Origin of the sequence: Pseudoalteromonas sp. CO342X, from assembly GCF_004208915.1 — a bacterium.
Lineage (GTDB): Bacteria > Pseudomonadota > Gammaproteobacteria > Enterobacterales > Alteromonadaceae > Pseudoalteromonas > Pseudoalteromonas maricaloris.
In genome coordinates this window covers 92,615-110,699 of the sequence record NZ_SGPH01000035.1, presented here as the reverse complement: position 1 = coordinate 110,699, position 18,085 = coordinate 92,615, and the positions used below count along the sequence as shown (strand labels likewise).

General features: G+C 42.8%; 16 protein-coding genes. 11 read left to right on the top strand and 5 right to left on the bottom strand.

Translation table 11 applies throughout. The annotated features are described in order from the left end of the window. Positions 1–63 precede the first annotated feature (63 nt). Positions 64–801, bottom strand: a complete 738-nt coding sequence (locus tag EXT47_RS15870; protein WP_069021848.1) for an ABC transporter substrate-binding protein — start codon at positions 799–801, stop codon at positions 64–66. A 209-nt stretch (positions 802–1,010) separates the two neighbouring features. Between EXT47_RS15870 and EXT47_RS15865 the strand changes: the two genes are divergently transcribed. Then, entirely contained in the window at positions 1,011–2,288 is a 1,278-nt protein-coding gene (locus tag EXT47_RS15865; RefSeq protein WP_130127028.1) for an EAL and HDOD domain-containing protein, read from the top strand. 122 nt (positions 2,289–2,410) lie between these two features. On the opposite strand, the gene EXT47_RS15860 is transcribed toward EXT47_RS15865, so the two are convergent. The 3 genes from EXT47_RS15860 to EXT47_RS15850 all read right to left on the bottom strand — a co-directional run bounded on the left by EXT47_RS15860 (position 2,411) and on the right by EXT47_RS15850 (position 6,635). Next, positions 2,411–3,895, bottom strand: a complete 1,485-nt coding sequence (locus tag EXT47_RS15860) for an exopolyphosphatase (RefSeq protein ID WP_130127027.1) — start codon at positions 3,893–3,895, stop codon at positions 2,411–2,413. 17 nt (positions 3,896–3,912) lie between these two features. Then, positions 3,913–6,009, bottom strand: a complete 2,097-nt coding sequence (gene ppk1 / locus EXT47_RS15855; protein WP_039492751.1) for a polyphosphate kinase 1 — start codon at positions 6,007–6,009, stop codon at positions 3,913–3,915. A 119-nt stretch (positions 6,010–6,128) separates the two neighbouring features. Further along, positions 6,129–6,635 carry a glycine cleavage system protein R gene (locus EXT47_RS15850; protein ID WP_069021844.1) on the bottom strand — a complete coding sequence of 169 codons (507 nt, stop codon included), beginning with the start codon at positions 6,633–6,635 and terminating at the stop codon, positions 6,129–6,131. Between the two features lie 305 nt (positions 6,636–6,940). On the opposite strand from EXT47_RS15850, the gene EXT47_RS15845 reads away from it, so the two are divergent. The 10 genes from EXT47_RS15845 to EXT47_RS15800 all read left to right on the top strand — a co-directional run bounded on the left by EXT47_RS15845 (position 6,941) and on the right by EXT47_RS15800 (position 17,675). Continuing rightward, positions 6,941–9,175: an ABC transporter permease subunit gene (locus EXT47_RS15845; protein ID WP_130127026.1), complete on the top strand. Its 2,235-nt coding sequence runs from the start codon at positions 6,941–6,943 to the stop codon at positions 9,173–9,175. Positions 9,176–9,190: 15 nt separating this feature from the next. Next, positions 9,191–10,840, top strand: a complete 1,650-nt coding sequence (pstA, locus tag EXT47_RS15840; protein WP_039492745.1) for a phosphate ABC transporter permease PstA — start codon at positions 9,191–9,193, stop codon at positions 10,838–10,840. A 27-nt stretch (positions 10,841–10,867) separates the two neighbouring features. Further along, entirely contained in the window at positions 10,868–11,695 is an 828-nt protein-coding gene (gene pstB / locus EXT47_RS15835) for a phosphate ABC transporter ATP-binding protein PstB (RefSeq protein WP_010607157.1), read from the top strand. Between the two features lie 23 nt (positions 11,696–11,718). Beyond that, the gene (gene phoU / locus EXT47_RS15830) at positions 11,719–12,420 is read left to right on the top strand and encodes a phosphate signaling complex protein PhoU (RefSeq protein ID WP_010607158.1); all 702 of its coding nucleotides are present in this window, start codon (positions 11,719–11,721) and stop codon (positions 12,418–12,420) included. Positions 12,421–12,562: 142 nt separating this feature from the next. Continuing rightward, positions 12,563–13,240: a TIGR00153 family protein gene (locus EXT47_RS15825; protein ID WP_010607159.1), complete on the top strand. Its 678-nt coding sequence runs from the start codon at positions 12,563–12,565 to the stop codon at positions 13,238–13,240. A 36-nt stretch (positions 13,241–13,276) separates the two neighbouring features. Then, positions 13,277–14,545: an inorganic phosphate transporter gene (locus EXT47_RS15820; RefSeq protein ID WP_017218447.1), complete on the top strand. Its 1,269-nt coding sequence runs from the start codon at positions 13,277–13,279 to the stop codon at positions 14,543–14,545. 108 nt (positions 14,546–14,653) lie between these two features. Then, positions 14,654–15,565, top strand: coding sequence for a hydrogen peroxide-inducible genes activator (locus EXT47_RS15815; RefSeq protein WP_039492743.1), 912 nt, complete (start codon positions 14,654–14,656; stop codon positions 15,563–15,565). Positions 15,566–15,683: 118 nt separating this feature from the next. After that, positions 15,684–16,223 carry an RNA polymerase sigma factor gene (locus tag EXT47_RS15810; protein ID WP_039492741.1) on the top strand — a complete coding sequence of 180 codons (540 nt, stop codon included), beginning with the start codon at positions 15,684–15,686 and terminating at the stop codon, positions 16,221–16,223. Beyond that, the gene (locus EXT47_RS15805) at positions 16,216–16,788 is read left to right on the top strand and encodes a hypothetical protein (RefSeq protein ID WP_130127025.1); all 573 of its coding nucleotides are present in this window, start codon (positions 16,216–16,218) and stop codon (positions 16,786–16,788) included. The genes EXT47_RS15810 and EXT47_RS15805 overlap by 8 nt, the downstream gene beginning before the upstream one ends. Further along, the gene (locus EXT47_RS15800; RefSeq protein WP_130127024.1) at positions 16,785–17,675 is read left to right on the top strand and encodes a hypothetical protein; all 891 of its coding nucleotides are present in this window, start codon (positions 16,785–16,787) and stop codon (positions 17,673–17,675) included. The genes EXT47_RS15805 and EXT47_RS15800 overlap by 4 nt, the downstream gene beginning before the upstream one ends. A gap of 133 nt (positions 17,676–17,808) precedes the next feature. Here the strand turns inward: EXT47_RS15800 and EXT47_RS15795 are convergent, their stop codons facing one another. Beyond that, positions 17,809–18,006, bottom strand: coding sequence for a hypothetical protein (locus EXT47_RS15795; RefSeq protein WP_010607165.1), 198 nt, complete (start codon positions 18,004–18,006; stop codon positions 17,809–17,811). Positions 18,007–18,085: the final 79 nt, after the last annotated feature.

Genomic DNA, 18,085 nt, shown 5'->3' with positions numbered 1-18,085 from the left:
AATTGATGCTCAATTTATGGGAAGAATTTATGCGTATAACTTGATCTATGTCCAGAGCAGAGGTTACCTGCCACCTTTTGCGTGTATAGGTAGTTGGGAAATATACTGCTGTTCTATTTTTTCGATTTCACCAGAGAGTTTGAGTTGTGCGATAGCTTGATTTATCCGCTTAAGTAATCCTTGATGCTTAGCTAACAGGCGTAGCTGCAACATCCCTTCTGAATGTAGTTGGTTGAAGCTAAATGCAATACCAAGTTGTTCTGACCAATATAACGCGGGTAAATCACCAATGATAATATGCTCAATCCGACGTAAGTTTAAGGCTTGCAGTAGCTCTTTTTCGGATGCGAAATCAACCCGCTCGAATAGTTGGTCATCATGGTAGTAGTAGCCTCTCACAGTACCGACTTCGATACCCGATAGGGTTAATACCGGTGGTTGAGACTGACGAGTAACAACGTACTCTTTAATAGGTAGAATGGGGTCTGAATAGATAAATCTATCATCTTGCTTTTGCTGTTCGTTCAACCAATCTGGACTGATGATATCAAAATCAATGTGCTGCTTTTCTAGATAAAAGTTTGTGCGTTTCGCTGGGAGAAGCAGATTTTCGCCTCTGATCTTTGCCTTAACCAAAATGGCTTCTACCATTTCTGGCAGGATCCCGGGCGCATCTTCGCTGTGAGTAAAATAAGGGTAAAAGCTTCCCGAGCCACTTAAACTGTACTTTAAGTAGGGGACTTGTTCTGCCTTAGTCAAACCGGCAAAGGCGAATAACCAGACGATCAAAACTTGCTTCATGCACTCATCTTAGCTTAACTTTTCTTAGACAGGCAAGCCGCTGGCGTTCTGTGAATTAAAAGCCTACTCTTTATAAGGACTTAGTTTAATAAGTTGGTAACTTTTGGTTATAAGTGTTGTAAAATAGCGAAACTTTTTTATTGCTCGGGGCGTTACCATATTATACGCTCCGAGATACGTGGTTTCCTTTTACCTAATAAAGGATACGAATGTTAATGAGTGGTCCGGTGACTGAAGTACGTAAATCAGCTGTGCAGTATATTGCACGACAGGCCATTTTGCGGCCAGATCAAGAAGTCTTTGCTTATGAGTTGCTTTACAGAGACTCAGACAACAATGCTTTCCCAATTGGGGTGAGCGATGGGCAAGCGACTGGGCGAATGTTTTTTAACTCCTTAATGTTTATCGGTGTAGACCGTTTGGCTGCGGGGCAGCTTGCCTTTATCAACCTATCCGACGAATCCTTGCTGCAGGAATTACCTAGCTTATTAGCGCCACAGAAAATTGTGGTGGAAATCGTTGAGCGCTCTAAAAATATTCCTTCACTGGTGAATACAGTGACTAAGTTAACAGAGAGAGGCTATCGATTTGCGCTAGATGACTACGACGGCACGTCAAAGTGGGATCCGTTGTTACCACTCATGGAATTCGTCAAAATTGAGGTTGAGCAGCCAATTATAAAAACCAATATGACGGTAAAAAAGCTCAAGCGTCAGTATCCAGATATTAAGGTTATTGTTGAGCGTATTGAAACAAAAGAAGAGTTCGAGATCATCAAATCCTCTGGAGCTGATTTTTTCCAAGGTTTCTTTTTCGCCAAACCTGAAATGCTCAATCATGGCAACGTGGAACCATCGAAAATGGTGGTCTTTCAGCTGCTACAAGCCACTGCCAGAAAGTCTTTATGCTTCAAAGAAATACAAACTAGAGTAAGCAAAGATCTGAGTTTAACCGCACGATTGCTAAAACTGGCGAACGCGAAAGCTGGTGAAGACAGGTTAGAAATTAAGTCTATCTCTCAGGCCGTTGTGTATTTAGGTGAAGACGCAATTAGGCAGTTTGTTAAAGTACTCGCATTGAGCGAATTGGGTTCAGATAAACCCAGTGAGCTGACGAGAATGGGGTTAACCCGTGCCAAGTTTGTGGAAACATTTTTGATGCCTGGAGGCGAAGAAATGGCAGAAACTGGCTATTTGCTTGGTCTCATGTCTATCCTTGACGTGATCCTTGATGTCGATCTTGCTGTAATTGCAGCAGAATTTTCTCTCGATGATTCGCTTTCTAGTGCGCTACTAAGTTATCAAGGATTGCTTGGTGGAGCGCTACGTTTAGCATTTGAAATTGAGCGCAATGATTGGCGCGAAGCAGAGCTCATTTTACAAGCCATTCGACCGGCAACACCGACCAATTATCTTTATGATATGGCGCTTTCTAGTCGAGCCTACGCCGATGAAATCCTCTCTATTGTTGCAGGTGATGAACAGTAGTTCTCATCTGACAACATGAAACGGTAAGTAATCGGAGTTGCGGATAGTTAGCGCGTTTCTTACAGCTCATTTAAGCGCTAACGACGTTGAATTCCCGTCCAATAGCCAACTATTGGTATTACTTACCCAAAGCTCAGGTTAAATTGAATACCTATGGTTTTTAAATAGTTTTGTTCTTGCTCTAAATCTGCTTGAAATAGCGAGTGTGATTCGAGCCACTCAGTTGCAATGTGAAGTATCAAGGCGTTATCAACGGCAGTAATACTTAATTCGGGAAGTTGGTCTTGTTGGCGTTTTTGGTTCACTAAAACGCTGAGACGAAACACAGCCAAAACACGGTTAAAGTGGGTTAGCTCTTCGTCAATTAACTCTGTTAACTCTGGCATTTTTATCTTTTTTCGATAGAAGCGTACAAGTGCACTTAGCCTTAATTGCTGGGCTTGAGTAAAGCCTGGAAGTTGACTATGCCTGACAATATAAGCACCGTGTTTATGCATGCCGGAAGAATTAATGGCGAGCCCAACTTCGTGGAGTTTTGCTGCCCAACATAACATTTCGACATCATAAGAGGATAGTTGCCATTGCTCTTTTAGCTGAGTGGTAAAAAGCTTAATGGTTTCACAAATATTGTCGGCGTGTTGCTTATCAATATTATAGTGATCGCTGAACGTGTTAATTGTGCGGGTACGAATATCAAACTCGTCGGTTTGATGCATTTCAAACAATAAGCCTTCTCGCAATGCATATTCACTAAGGCGCATGCGCTCAAGTCCTAATTGTCTAAACAGTGCTATCAATACAGCAAGGCCGCCAGCAATACTGGTTTTTCGCTCCTCAGGTAGTGCTTTTAAGGAGACGTTGTCTATGTGTCCAGCATCAATAAATAACTGCTTAATTTGCTCCAAAATAGGCAGGGTAATTTCATCGGCTTGAGTGAGTTCATGAACCATGGCCGCAATCGCCTTAATAGTTCCAGAAGTACCGATAACGGTATTCCAGCCGAGCCTTAAGTAGCTCGCGGTAATACTCTCAATTTGTTGTTCTGCTTTTATTTCGGCTTTTTTGAATCGCTTTGCAGATAGCTTACCATCAGCAAAGTAGGCTTTTTGCATGGTCACGCAGCCCACATTGCGACTACTTAACAGCTTGTGTGTAAGGTGCTGACCAATAACCAACTCTGTGCTGCCTCCACCGATGTCGATAACCAAACGGTTATGACTATCATGTTCATGGTTGGCGACCCCTTGGTAAATAAGACGAGCTTCTTCTTGGCCTGAAATCACATTGATTGGATATGGAAAAACTTGTTTTGCCTTAGCGAGAAAATAATTAAGGTTTTTGCAATTTCGCAGTGTATAGGTTGCCACTACTTGCACCGACTCTTTCGGAAAATCATGTAGTGTCGTCGCAAATTGCGAGAGAGTATCTAATGCTCGGGCGATCGCGTCGTCACTTAAATTAAAATCATCATCAAGGCCCGCGGCCAAGTAAACACGTTGCTTTTCTTTATGGAGGAGTTGAAGGCGACCATCTACTTCTCTTGCTACAACAAGGTGAAAACTGTTTGAACCTAAGTCCACTGCGGCAATAGAAGGGTAGTCGCGCATATATTCTTCCTCAACGGTTATTCTTTCGCTTCATTTAATTGGTGTAACTCCCATTTCTTTAAATGGTCATAAATCGCGATCTGAGAGCGAATTTTTTTACGGTTACCTCGGCGAACGTACAGATTCTTCTGTTCGGCGTCAATAACTCTGGCTTTGGTGCGATCTTTAAACTGCAGTTCAATGATATCGATAATTAGTTTCTTCAAATGCTCTGCATAAATAGGTGTGCCGACTTCAACACGGTGGTCAAGGTTACGGGTCATCCAGTCAGCTGAAGAAATATAAACCTTGGGGTCGCCGTTGTTGTCGAAAATCATCACTCGCGGGTGTTCTAAGAAACGATCGACGATACTAATGATTTTTATATTATCGCTAAACTGTGCAAGGCCCGGGACAAGGGCACACATACCTCGCACAATGAGGCGGATCTTGACGCCTTTTCGCGATGCTTCGTAAAGCTTGTCAACGAGCTGCTTATCAACTAAGTTGTTGATCTTAATTGTTACTTTTCCTGTTCTCCCTTGCTCTGCATGAGTTATCTCTTCATCGATCAATTCTACAATTCGACTACGTGCATTGATGGGAGAAATCATCAGGTGTTCGAATTTAAACGGCAGGTAACTACTCTCGATAAAGCGAAACACGCTATCGCATTCTTCCGTAATATCGGGGTGTTTGGTAAACAAACTGAAATCAGTATAAATCCTAGCCGTTTTTTCGTGAAAGTTACCCGTACCTATGTGGGCATATTTGACGATTTTGCCTTTTTCTCTACGGTGAACCACACAAAGCTTACTATGGACCTTAAGCGCCGGTATGCCAATCATGACCTTAATACCGTATTCACTCATGAGTTTTGCCCATTCAATATTGTTTTGCTCATCGAAGCGGGCTTTCAATTCAACCATCACGGTAACTTTTTTGCCATTTTTTGCAGCGTTGATCAATGAAGCGATCAATCGAGATTGCTTTGCCACGCGATAAATGTTGACCTTTATTTGTGTCACTCTGGGATCAAACGCCGCTTGGCGGATATATTCCAGCATGTGATTAAAGGTGTGGTAGGGGTAATATAGCAAGATATCTTGAACAGAAATCGCGCGAAAGACGCTGCTATATTTTGAAAAGGCTGCACTTTTTAGCGGCGGCAATGGTTTGTTTTCTAGATAGCCGCGACCAACGTTTGGAAAAGAAATAAAATCTCTGAAATTACGATATCTACCGCCTGGGATCATGGCATCTTGGCCTGTCACCCCTAAACGCTTTTTCATCAACTTGAGCATTTCTTCAGGCATAGATTCTTCGTAGACTAAACGTACAGGCTCGGCATATAAACGCTGTTTGAGGCCTTTAGACATGGTATCTAACACGCCTTCTTCTAGCTCATCATCTAAGTTGTACTCAGCGTCTCGAGTGAGCTTCATCGAATAGGCTTCAATGCGCTCAAATTTGAAGAAACTTTTGAACACATCGGCAATAAAAAATCGAATAACGTCATCAAGCAACACAATCGTTTTATGCCTTCGGGTTTTTTCTGGTGGCAGCTGGACAAAGCGGTTTAGACGATCAGTCGGGACTTCCAAAAAGGCATGATGCTGTTTTTCGCCATTTAACTCCACAAATAGGTGAGTCATAGTGTCGTTGATGTTGTCCGAATAGTCCTTACTTTCGTTAATCATCATTGGTAATAGGTGAGGCAGCACTTGGTCTTTAAAGTAGTTAGCCAACCAATTCTTGTGGAAGTCCGACAGCGCATCAGGTTGCTTAATATGGATATGATGCTCATTTAAATCGATGAGGATCTGGTCATAAATAACACTAAATTTTTTACCTAGTTCCAATACTTTCTTTTGAATGTCGGCGAGTAGCACTTCATCTTCATCGAAATTGGTATCAGGCAAATTATTTAATAAGATACGGCGCTTTACATCCGCAACACGAACTTGGAAAAACTCGTCTAAATTATTGGAAAATATACCAAGAAAGCGGATCCGCTCGATGATCGGGTTGGTTGGGTCTTTGGCTTCTTGTAAAACGCGTTCGTTAAAAGAGAGCCAGCTTAATTCTTTGGCAAAGTACGTGATAGTTTTATGCTCTGGAGATACGGCCTGCATGGTGCTTTCCATAGGTACAGCTTATTTTTACAGCTTAAGCAGGGTGTGTGACATAATTATGACAAACACAACGCGCCTGTCGTGTTTGTCATTCAACCATCATGAGTATAGTGTAGGTTTTAGCTTTCTTCTATGTCCACGATCAAATCACTGGTGATTGACTCGAGTGCATCAATCACGTTTTCTTTGACCGTGCCAGCAGGTAGAGTCACGGTTGCGAAAGCGCTGAAAATGGGTAGTCCCCAGTTTGGAGCACTACGTTGTTTTGAAGTTAGGTGCGTGATGTTTGCGCCTTTGTGGCGAATAACCGTAGCAAGTTCTTGCACAATTCCCGGTCTATCGTTGCCTGTAATGATTAAATTTAATGTGTCCGGCTCTTCTTGCGCTTGCAAGTTTTCGCCTGATTCAACTCTCACGTCTAAACCTGGCAATTTATGCAATGCATCTTGTATTTCTTGCAAATGTTCTTCAGCAACCTCAACCTGCACTATGCCTGCGAATTGTCCTGCCAAATGACTCAAATTACTCGTTAGCCAGTTGCCATGGTGAGAAAGAATAGTGGAAGAGATTTCTTCAACGAGACCCGGTCGGTCCTTACCTATAAGTGTTAATATTAACTGCTTCATATCATGTCTCTTTTTTTGTGGCGCCCGTAGGCGAAAAAACGAATTCGGCGCATGATTTAGACTAGTCTAAAAACTTACTTTGTCCAGTGCCCGTAAACACTTAATGTAAAGAAATGCAACGAAATTTATGTATTTACTCTAGGCTAACAATCAGAGCATTTTTTGAGCCGATTAGTTCCATTATTTTTATAATGAATTTGAGGGTAAATGCCAATTGAAGAAAGTTCAATTGTGTCTCAGGTGTAACACAACTGTCATCTTGATGAAATATAATGCCCCCAATTTTTAAACCAAAGGGTATATTGATGACTTCAAATCCGCAAAAGCCATCCTTTAAAACGGATAGAAGCCGTCTCTTTAAAGACAGGTTTGCACAATTTGGCATTACTGCTGGTGGAGTAATGGTATTAGTCGCACTTTTACTTATCTTCTTCTACTTACTATATGTCGTTCAACCGATCTTTGAATCAGCAAAGGTTGAAAAGCGTATAGATATTCAGCTTACACAAGACAAAACATATTTAGGTGTAGGGGTAGAAGAACAAACGGAAATTGCATACTTACTCGGCAGTCAAGGTTCGGTAGATTATTACCAGATCAAAGGTGAAAACGCCGGTAAATTACTAGATACATTGGATGTTGAACTTGACGGTAATGTCACGGCATTTGCAGAAAGTGCGCCTTTCTTGGGGCAATATGCATTTGGTCTGGATAACGGTCAGGTACAACTGGTGAAGCCGATGTTTACGGTAAGCTTTCCGGGAAATCAACGTGTTTTAACCCCTCGCTTAAGTTATCCACTTAATGCGAAGCAATTGATTGTTGATGAACAAGGGCAAGCAATTCGTAAATTCGCCTTTAGTCACTTCGAAGACAAAACCGCTGTTGTTGCACAGACTGCGGATAAACGTGTGATTTTTGCCTCCTTTGTTGCAGAAGAAAACATGTTTACTGGAGAGGTTGAATGGGCGGTTGAGCGTACCGAGCTAGATATTGATGGTCGTGTTGATGAGTTACTTATTTCTCCAGACACATCGCGCACATTTGTTCGCTCAGCAAATCAAGTTTACGTCTTTGATTCTCGCTATGCTTCTGAAGTTGAGTTATTCCAATTGCTTGCTGCAAACGAAGAAAATGCCAACTTGGTCGACATGAATCTGCTAGCGGGCGCCAACTCATTAATGCTTGCTAACGACAACGGTGAGGTTTCACAGTGGTTTGAAGTCAATACCGATGATGGACGCCAGTTTGCTAAAATCCGCTCTTTTGAGACGCCAAAGAGCAAACAGGTCAAACTATTTAGTGAATATTATCGTCGTACTTTCTTCACGACCAACGAAAATGGTCAATTAGGTTTATATTACACCACCAGTGAAGCGCACTTATGGCAAGGTAAAATTACAGATAAAGCAGTTCAGAAGTTTGCGGTAGCGCCGCGTGCTAATGCCGCCTTGTTACTTGCCGATGATACGTTAACGGTAGTAGAGCTACATAATGAGCACCCTGAAGTAACTTGGTCTGCTTTGTGGCAAGAGGTGTGGTACGAAGGGTATCCAGAGCCTGCTTATACTTGGCAGTCAACCTCTGCGAGTGATGACTTTGAGTCGAAATTCTCATTAGTGCCTATTTCCTTCGGTACCATTAAAGCGGCGCTTTACGCCATGTTGTTTGCTGTTCCTATTGCATTAGCGTCAGCAATCTACACTGCCTATTTCATGTCGAGTGAATTACGCCGCGTGGTGAAACCAACGGTCGAGATAATGGAAGCACTACCAACGGTTATCTTGGGCTTCTTGGCGGGTCTTTGGCTAGCTCCGCTAATTGAAACGCATCTACCCGCCGTGGTTGCTTTATTGGTGCTATTACCAATTGCGATGATAGCAACGGCATTTGGCTGGACTAAGCTACCTGCAAAAGTAAGACACGTTGTGCCTGAAGGCTGGCATTCAATCTTACTGATCCCAGTTGTGCTTATCGTAGGCTGGATTTCATTTGCCATGAGCGCTGGAATTGAGTCTTGGCTGTTTGGCGGTAATGTGCGTCAGTATCTAACCAATGAGTTAGGTCTAACATTCGACCAGCGTAACTCGCTAGTTGTGGGTATCGCGATGGGCTTTGCGGTTATTCCTACTATCTTCTCTATTGCGGAAGATGCGGTATTTAGCGTACCTAAGCACCTTTCTAATGGCTCATTAGCACTCGGTGCCACGCAGTGGCAGACTTTGGTTCGTGTAGTATTACTAACAGCAAGTCCAGGTATCTTCTCTGCGGTAATGATGGGTCTTGGCCGCGCCGTAGGGGAAACCATGATTGTATTAATGGCAACTGGTAACACGCCAATCATGGACTGGAGTATCTTCCAAGGTATGCGTACGCTTGCTGCTAACATTGCGGTGGAAATGCCGGAGTCTGAAGTTGGCAGCTCTCACTATCGCATCCTGTTCCTAGCTGCCTTTGTATTGTTTATTTTTACTTTCGTATTTAACACCGTTGCTGAGTTTGTTCGCCAGCAGCTGCGTGAAAAGTACAGCTCAATGTAATTGGAGTGACATGACATGGTAAAACAGTGGTTTAAGTCAGGTTCTCCGTGGATCTGGATGACAGGTGGCGCGGTCAGTATTAGTTTGATTTCAGTAATTGGACTACTTGCGATGATAGCGTGGAAAGGACTGAGCTTCTTTTGGCCGTCTCAAGTTGTTGAGATGCATCTCGACGGTTCAGTTGCCAAGCAGACCGTTATTGGTGAAATATACGACCGCGAGATGGTACCAAAATCTCGCCTTGAAGCGGCTGGATTCGACCTTTCCGGTTACAACAGTGAGCAAATCGAGCGGTTGCTCGTTAAAACGGGTAACCGTGAATATGTAGAACTTGATTTCCGTTGGGTATTATCAACAGATATTAAAAGCCAGTCTACACCAGCGGAATTAGCGGTATTTGAGCGTAGTAAAAATGGTAATTTCTATGGCTATGTTGCTCGCGTTTTAGAAGACGGTAAAGTAGTAACTGATCAGCCGATTGAAAGGCTACATGAGCTTGTTGAACGCGCCGTTGACCTTAATGACGAAGCGCTTGATCTACAAAATAGCGAAATCGGGCACATTAACTATGAGCTTGAACGTCTACGTTTAAAAGAAAAGTCGTATCAACTTGATAATGACCTGACAGAGGAAAAGTTAGCAGAGTTAAATGCACGCCGTGCTGAGCTACGCGAAGATTACAAAGTCTTCGAAAAGCGTTTATTTGAGCTAAGAAAACAGGCTAAGCGTGACCAAGTTGTGGTGCGTGATATGCGTGGTGAAGAAGTGACTTTGCCTCTGTACCAAGTGTTGGACGTTTGGTTTCCAAATGACATGGGCTTTTTTGCCAAAGTAGGTCACTACTTAGTGCAAATCAGCAAGTTTGTGAGTGATGACCCGCGTGAAGCAAACACCGAAGGTGGGGTATTCCCTGCAATCTTTGGTACGGTATTTATGGTTATGCTGATGGCGGTGATCGTGACACCATTCGGTGTTATTGCCGCGATTTATCTCCATGAATATGCAGCAAAGAACGCTGTGACTAAGATGATCCGTATCGCGGTGATCAACCTTGCAGGTGTTCCATCCATTGTATATGGGGTGTTTGGTTTAGGATTCTTCGTTTATATGCTAGGTGGGTCAATTGACGAACTTTTCTACCCTGAGGCTGCGCCAAGTCCTGTATTTGGTACACCAGGGGTGATTTGGTCTGCACTTACACTTGCTATCCTTACTTTGCCAGTGGTTATTGTATCCACGGAAGAAGGTCTGTCTCGGATCCCAAGCTCAGTGCGTCATGGTTCACTTGCGCTTGGTGCAACTCAAGCAGAAACCCTATGGCGGATCATTGTACCAATGGCAAGCCCTGCAATTATGACAGGTCTTATTCTTGCTGTTGCGCGTGCCGCGGGTGAGGTAGCTCCTCTAATGCTGGTTGGTGTAGTGAAAATGGCACCAACCCTACCGCTAGACGGAAACTTCCCCTATATTCACTTGGATCGTAAGTTTATGCACTTAGGATTCCATATTTATGATGTTGGCTTCCAAAGCCCGAATGTTGAAGCTGCTAGACCTTTGGTTTATGCAACCGCGTTCCTACTGGTTACGGTGATTATTGCACTGAATATCACAGCGATTGGTATTCGTAACCACTTACGCGAAAAATTCAGATCGTTAGAGCATTAATAGTAAAGATTTTTAATAGGTAAAAACATGATTACAGTAGCGCCAGAAGTCAATCAAGCAAACGGCAATAACAAGCTTGATTTAGCAAACTTAAGTCCAGAACTCACCGCACTAGAGATCAAAAACCTAGATCTTTACTATGGTGATAAACAAGCCCTTAGTAACGTCAATATGTTGATCCCAAAAGGGCAGGTAACCGCGTTTATCGGTCCATCAGGTTGTGGTAAGTCAACGTTACTACGTTGTATTAACCGCATGAACGACCTTGTTGATAGCTGTCGTATTGAAGGAGAAATCAACCTTCAAGGACAGAACATTTATGACAAGAGCGTAGATGTTGCGGCACTGCGCCGTAACGTGGGTATGGTATTCCAAAGACCAAACCCTTTCCCTAAATCTATTTATGAGAATGTGGTTTATGGTCTGCGTCTGCAAGGTATCAAGGATAAGCGCAAGTTAGATGAAGTGGTTGAAAAGTCACTCCGCGGCGCCGCACTTTGGGATGAAGTAAAAGACCGACTTCACGACAGTGCATTTGGTTTATCTGGTGGTCAGCAGCAGCGTTTGGTGATTGCTCGCTCTATCGCGATTGAACCAGAAGTGTTGTTACTTGATGAACCAACATCAGCACTCGATCCGATTTCAACATTGGTTATCGAAGAACTCATTAACGACCTGAAAAACAAGTATACTGTAGTTATCGTTACACATAACATGCAACAAGCTGCGCGTGTATCTGATCAAACTGCGTTTATGTATATGGGTGAGTTAATTGAGTATGCAGATACCAATACCTTATTCACCACGCCGTCTAAGAAGAAAACAGAAGACTATATTACAGGTCGTTACGGTTAAGGCGAGCTTGCGAGGAGAATATAATGGAACACAATATTAATAAGCACATTTCTGGCCGCTTTAATGAAGAGCTAGAAAACGTGAGGAATCACGTACTCAGTATGGGTGGACTGGTCGAGCAGCAACTAAACACTGCGCTTGATGCGGTTAACCACAATGATGCTGAAAAAGCGAAAAAGGTCAGTCAGAACGATTACAAAGTCAATGCGATGGAAGTGAATATTGACGAAGAATGTACACGTATCATCGCCAAAAGACAGCCTGCAGCCAGTGACTTACGTTTGGTCGTTGCCATCGCTAAAACGATTGCAGATCTTGAACGTATCGGAGACGAAGCGGAGCGTATTGCTAAAGTTGCCTTGGATTCGTTTACCAAAGATCAGCAAGATCTATTGGTGAATATTGACAATATGGGTCGCCAAGTGTCACAAATGCTACATGACGTGCTCGATGCGTTTGCTCGGATGGACGCGCAAAAGGCATTTGAAGTGCATAAAGCTGATGCCAAAGTGGACCGTGAATACGAAGCAGTAACACGTCAAATTATGACCTATATGATGGAAGACCCACGCTCTATTCCAAAAATAATGGATTTAATTTGGTCTGTGCGCTCATTAGAGCGTATCGGCGATCGTTGTCAAAATATTGCGGAATATGTCATTTATTTCGTAAATGGCAAAGATATTCGTCATACATCTCAAGAAGATATCGCAAAAACCTTGTGATGCTTATCAATTAGTTGCGCGCTTTCGGCGCGCAATTTCATAGTAAGTTCATCTAAACTTGCAATAAAACCGTTCACAACAGCGCTCAATGCTGTAAAATTACACTTTGCACATGCATACAAATATGATTTAAGGGTCAGTTATGCCTAGTAACGCGTTTTTAGGAGTATTTGCTAAATCTCCTATTAAGCCAATTGAAGAGCATATAAAAATAGTCCATCAAGCCAGTGCGGCTTTGATCCCATTTTTTAACCATGTCTTCAAAGGGGAGTGGACAGAAGCGGATGCAATTCGCATTGAAATCCGCAACCTAGAGCGTGAAGCAGATGAACTAAAGCGTGAAGTACGCTTACATTTGCCTCGTGGTTTATTCATGCCAGTAGAACGGACTGACTTACTGGAACTTATCACCCACCAAGATAAGATAGCCAACAAAGCGAAAGATATCGCAGGTCGCGTTATCGGTCGTGAAATGGTCATCCCTGAATCCATTCAAAAAGATTTTCTTGCTTACGTCACTCGTTGTGTGGACGCAACTAAACAAGCATCAGAAGCGATTAATGAGTTTGATGAACTGCTTGAGACAGGCTTTAGAGGCCGTGAAGTCACTTTAGTTGAAAAAATGCTAGTTGAGCTTGATGCCATCGAGCAAGATACCGACGATATGCAAATTAAAATTCGTCGAGAGTTACGCGCTGTTGAAAGCGAGCTTAACCCAATTGATGCGATGTTCTTATACAAGATCATCGAATGGGTCGGTGGGCTTGCAGATATCGCAGAGCGCGTTGGTTCACGTCTTGAGCTGATGTTAGCTCGTTAATAAAAATCGATCTTTTAAAATAAAGTAAGGTTTCTTATGGATATCATTGCATCCTACGGCACAGTATTGGTTTTAATTGCCGCAGCAGTTGGTTTCTTTATGGCTTATGGTATTGGCGCAAACGATGTTGCGAATGCTATGGGTACTTCGGTAGGTTCAAAAGCACTTACCATCAAACAAGCAATTATCATTGCTATGATCTTTGAATTCGCTGGTGCTTATCTTGCGGGTGGTGAGGTAACATCAACGATCCGAAAAGGGATTATAGATTCTACTCCTTTCATCGATATTCCTGAACTGATGATACTGGGAATGATCTCTGCACTTTTTGCTGCAGGTAGCTGGTTATTGATGGCCTCAATGTTAGGTTGGCCGGTATCTACGACGCACTCAATCATTGGTGCAATCATTGGTTTTGCGCTAGTTGCTGTAGGCAGCGAAGCAATTCAATGGGGTAAAGTTGCAGGTATAGTTGGTAGCTGGATTGTCACCCCGGCCATCTCTGGTTTTATTGCTTATCTTATCTTTATGAGCGCCCAGAAGCTCATATTTGATACCAATAAGCCACTAGAAAATGCCAAACGCTTTGTGCCTATTTACATGGGTCTAGCGGGCTTTGTTATGTCTTTGGTTACGATCAAAAAAGGCCTTAAGCATATTGGCATCAAGCTCGGCACATTCGAAGGTTTTGCGCTTGCTATCGGTATCGCTATTATCATTGCTATTATCGGTAAGATTGCGATTTCTAAGCTGAAAATGGATCCCAATGCAGACAAGCAAATGCAGTTCAATAATGTTGAAAAAGTATTCGCTATCCTTATGGTACTAACAGCATGTTGTATGGCATTCGCACATGGTTCGAATGACGTTGCTAACGCAATTGGTCCATTAGCTGCTGTGGTAAACATTGTTGAAAACGACGGTGAAATTGCTAAGAAAGCGGCCCTAGCTTGGTGGATCTTACCACTAGGTGGTTTAGGTATTGTTGCGGGTCTTGCGATCCTTGGTAAGAAAGTAATCAAGACTATCGGTGAAGGCATCACGCATCTTACTCCTAGCCGTGGTTTCGCAGCTGAACTTGCTGCTGCTTCAACAGTAGTAATCGCATCAGGCACAGGCCTACCAATCTCTACAACTCAAACCTTAGTTGGTGCGGTATTGGGTGTGGGTATGGCACGTGGTATTGCGGCATTAAACATGGGTGTTATTCGTAACATCGTAGTTTCTTGGGTAATTACATTGCCAGTTGGTGCTGCCCTTGCTATTGTTATATTCTATATTTTGAGATTAGTGTTCGGCGTATAAAAATAAACCGCACTTTTCAAAAAGACAGACTTTTAGCTTGAAAAGATCTCAACACCTTTGGTGTTGGGGTCTTTTTATTTGTGCTGTTGAAAATTAAGAGTAAAGCTTGTGACGAATTTACCTAGTATCAAACAACTACAATACCTGCTTGCGGTGCATCAGCACCAACATTTTGGTCGTGCAGCGGAAGCATGCTTTATTGGTCAATCGACGCTAAGTAGCGCGATACAAAACCTTGAAGAGACATTAGGATGTCAGCTAATTGAACGCGAAAATCGCAGCCTAATGTTTACCGATATTGGTGAGGAAGTGGTTGAACGAGCGCGGAAAATTATCGACGACACCATGAGCGTTAAAGAGCTGACTAAAAGCTATAAAAATCCATTATCTGGCAAGTTGACGTTAGGGATCATTCCCACTATTGCGAGTTTTATTGCTGCGCCACTTTATCAGGCGTGCAAAAAAGAATTTGCAGCGCTTAATTTGGTACTGGTTGAAGATACCAGTGATAACTTACTGGATAAGTTAGAGCATGGGCATATTGATATGGCCATGTTGGCGCTGCCATATAGAACCGATAAGTTTCATACACAGGTACTTGCAAAAGATCATTTTAGTTTGGTTCGCCATACGGAGTACAGCGTACCTGAGCCGATAGAGGACTTTAACCTGTTACCTGAGCAAAGTGTATTTTTACTCGAAAAAGAGCATTGTATGACGGGGCATGCTCTTAGTGCTTGTCACCTGAACCGTAGCGCGTGCATTAATCCATTCGAGGCGGCAAACCTACATACTTTATTAAGTATGGTGGAATACAAAAATGGCGTAACATTTTTACCTCAAATGGCGATCAATGCTGGGATTTTGGAAGGTAAGCCTTTAGTGGCTATGCCACCACAAGATCATGCATATCGCGAGATTGGCTTGATCTGGCGTCGTACTACCGGGCGGATCAGAGATTTTAGACTGTTTAGCGACTTTGTTGGTGGCTACATCAGTGGCCAATGTCAGTCGCAGTAATGATGACGAAAGAAGCACCTTAACGGTGCTTTTTTTTCAAAAAATTTTCCCGTCTGAACAACTTTTTTTGCGCCCGCTACGATTAATAGTTAGTGAGTAGATTGGATGAGTGAACTGCGTGTTTTTTAATAGCGAAAAACAATTAATAAAAAGAGCACTGCAAGGTAATCAAGGAGCATGGTCAAAGCTTTGCGCCCAGCATCATAGTCGTGTGTATAACCAATGTTTGAGGCTGGTTGGTAATCCGCAAGACGCGCTAGATATTGCTCAAGATGTATTTTTAAGTATGTATCGAAATCTGCATACCTTTAATGGTGATGCTAAGTTCTCGACTTGGGTATTTAAAATCACCCATGCAAGGATAGTGGATCACATGCGAAAACATAAGTTTGAATCGATTGAAGGTAAAGAACCTGAGACGCCGCAACACGGACCTGACAGCAAAATAGCGCAACAACAAAGTAATGAAGAGATATATATCGCGCTGAAACAACTACCATTTGAGCAGCGCATTGTCGTGGAGCTAAAGTTTTTCCAGCATTACACCTTTGATGAAATTGCGCTGCAGCTTGAGTTATCAAGTAATACGGTGAAGGCTAGGCTATACAGTGCGTTAGGTAAGATGAAAGGGCAACTAGAGGTGCAAAATCATGGCTAAATTAGCACACTTATTTGAGCAGTGGTTAGATGGCAAAGTGCTGTCTGAGGCAGAGTTGGCCGAACTTCAGGCTGATAGTGAATATCGAGAAATGATGAGTGCAGCCACTACTTGGCAACAGCGTGTCGCTAGATTCGAAGAGCAAGCGCCACCCTCACAGCTCACTTTGCAGCACCAAACTCGCGCTTGGCCAGTGGCTGCCGTTGCTGCTTGGCTGGTTGTTGGGCTCGGTGTATCAGGACTTTGGTTACAGAACTTAGGCTTAAATAAGCAGTTAAGTGTTCAACAAACACAACTGGCACAGCAGCAAAGCGCTATGCAGGCCATGCTTGCAAAACTTGATGAGACTAAGCCAATAGATCAAGCTACGCTTGCCAAGTTAGCAACGCAAGTGGTTGAACAAAATCGTAAAGAGCGCAGTTTGGCAATGAATAATCTCGTTGATCTGATCCAAGCACAAAGAGCGCAAGATCAAGCCCTACTTAGGCTGCAATTGAATGAATTGGCAGAGCAAGTAGAGCAAACACCGACACAAAATTTAGCACAGTATCGAGGTAAACCATGAAGTTAATTCCACTTTGTTTTGGCGCTGTTGCAGCCATCGCTACAAGCTTTGCTCAGGCCCAAGTTGTTGATGAAGCACTAAAGCGTGAGGTTGCTATTTTTGAGCGGGTACTAATGAGTGCATTACAGCATGACACACAAGACCAAGTTCGTAGTGTTTCTGGCTATTATTTAAAAGATCAGGGAGTTGTGTTTGAACTGGCATTAAAACGTCGGCACCGTTTAGAGTGGATCTCTCATATCGACAATCTCGATGATGTGGCTGCAATAGGGGAGTTTGAACTGCCGGAATTTGATATGGACATTGCGGAGGTCGAGATTTCACAGCCAATAGCTGAAGCTTTTTCTCAAGCTTATTCGGATGCTGCTGAGAAGGTGAGAGCAGGAGCTGAGAAGGTCCGCGAAGCCGTAGAGCAAGAAAGAGAGAATAGAATTCAATTGAGGGAGCTTGAACGCCAAAAAGCGGAGCTGGAGTTTGCGAAAAGGCACGAAAGTGATGATCAAGTAAAAGAATTTACGGAGTCATTGAGAGAAGTTGAAAAGCGCATAGAGAAGCTTTCACTTAAGGATTCGGAATTAAAAGACCTGAAAGATAAGCTGAAAGCGAGCCTTGAGGCTTCTCGAGTCAAACGCGCGAAAGAGAAAGCAGAAAAGCAACAGGCGCTTGAAAAAATGCTAGTAACCAGCTTAGCCCGAAGTTTATGCGACTATGGTGCGGGTTTAAGAAGTTTACCTAGAAATGAGCATATAAGCTTTATTTACAGTGAGCTTAGCAATCCAAACAATAAACAGGTATTTGTTTATCCGAAATCCTTGGTGCAGCAATGTGTTAAAGGTGAGAAAACGGCTAAAGAGCTAGCCGAGACAGTAACTAGCTATCGCTTTTAGTTAATCTAAGCTTGGGGTGAAAGTGTTTCTTTGAGGTTAGGGGCGCAAAGTGATGACACAAAAAACAGCATGATTACATGCTGTTTTATTTATAAAGGAACTTACACTAGTAAAAGAACTACACTTGCTTGTATTAAGCCTGCTCTATATTTTTTGCAGTAGTTAAATTTGGTAAAAAGAGTAAGTAAACCCAAACCACTAGATTAAAGTAGGGTAGCAAACCGAGCCCTGTGAACAATTTTACCGGATATCCTTTAGTGTTGGCATAGCGGTAACATTGATAAGCGATGAGCAAGTTTGCAAGTAGTAAAAACAGTGATAATGACAGCATAATTTACCCCTTGAAGTCCATAGCAAGATGTAACTCAATCCTTTGAATGTCTATAAAATTAAGGTGTTACCTTAAAATT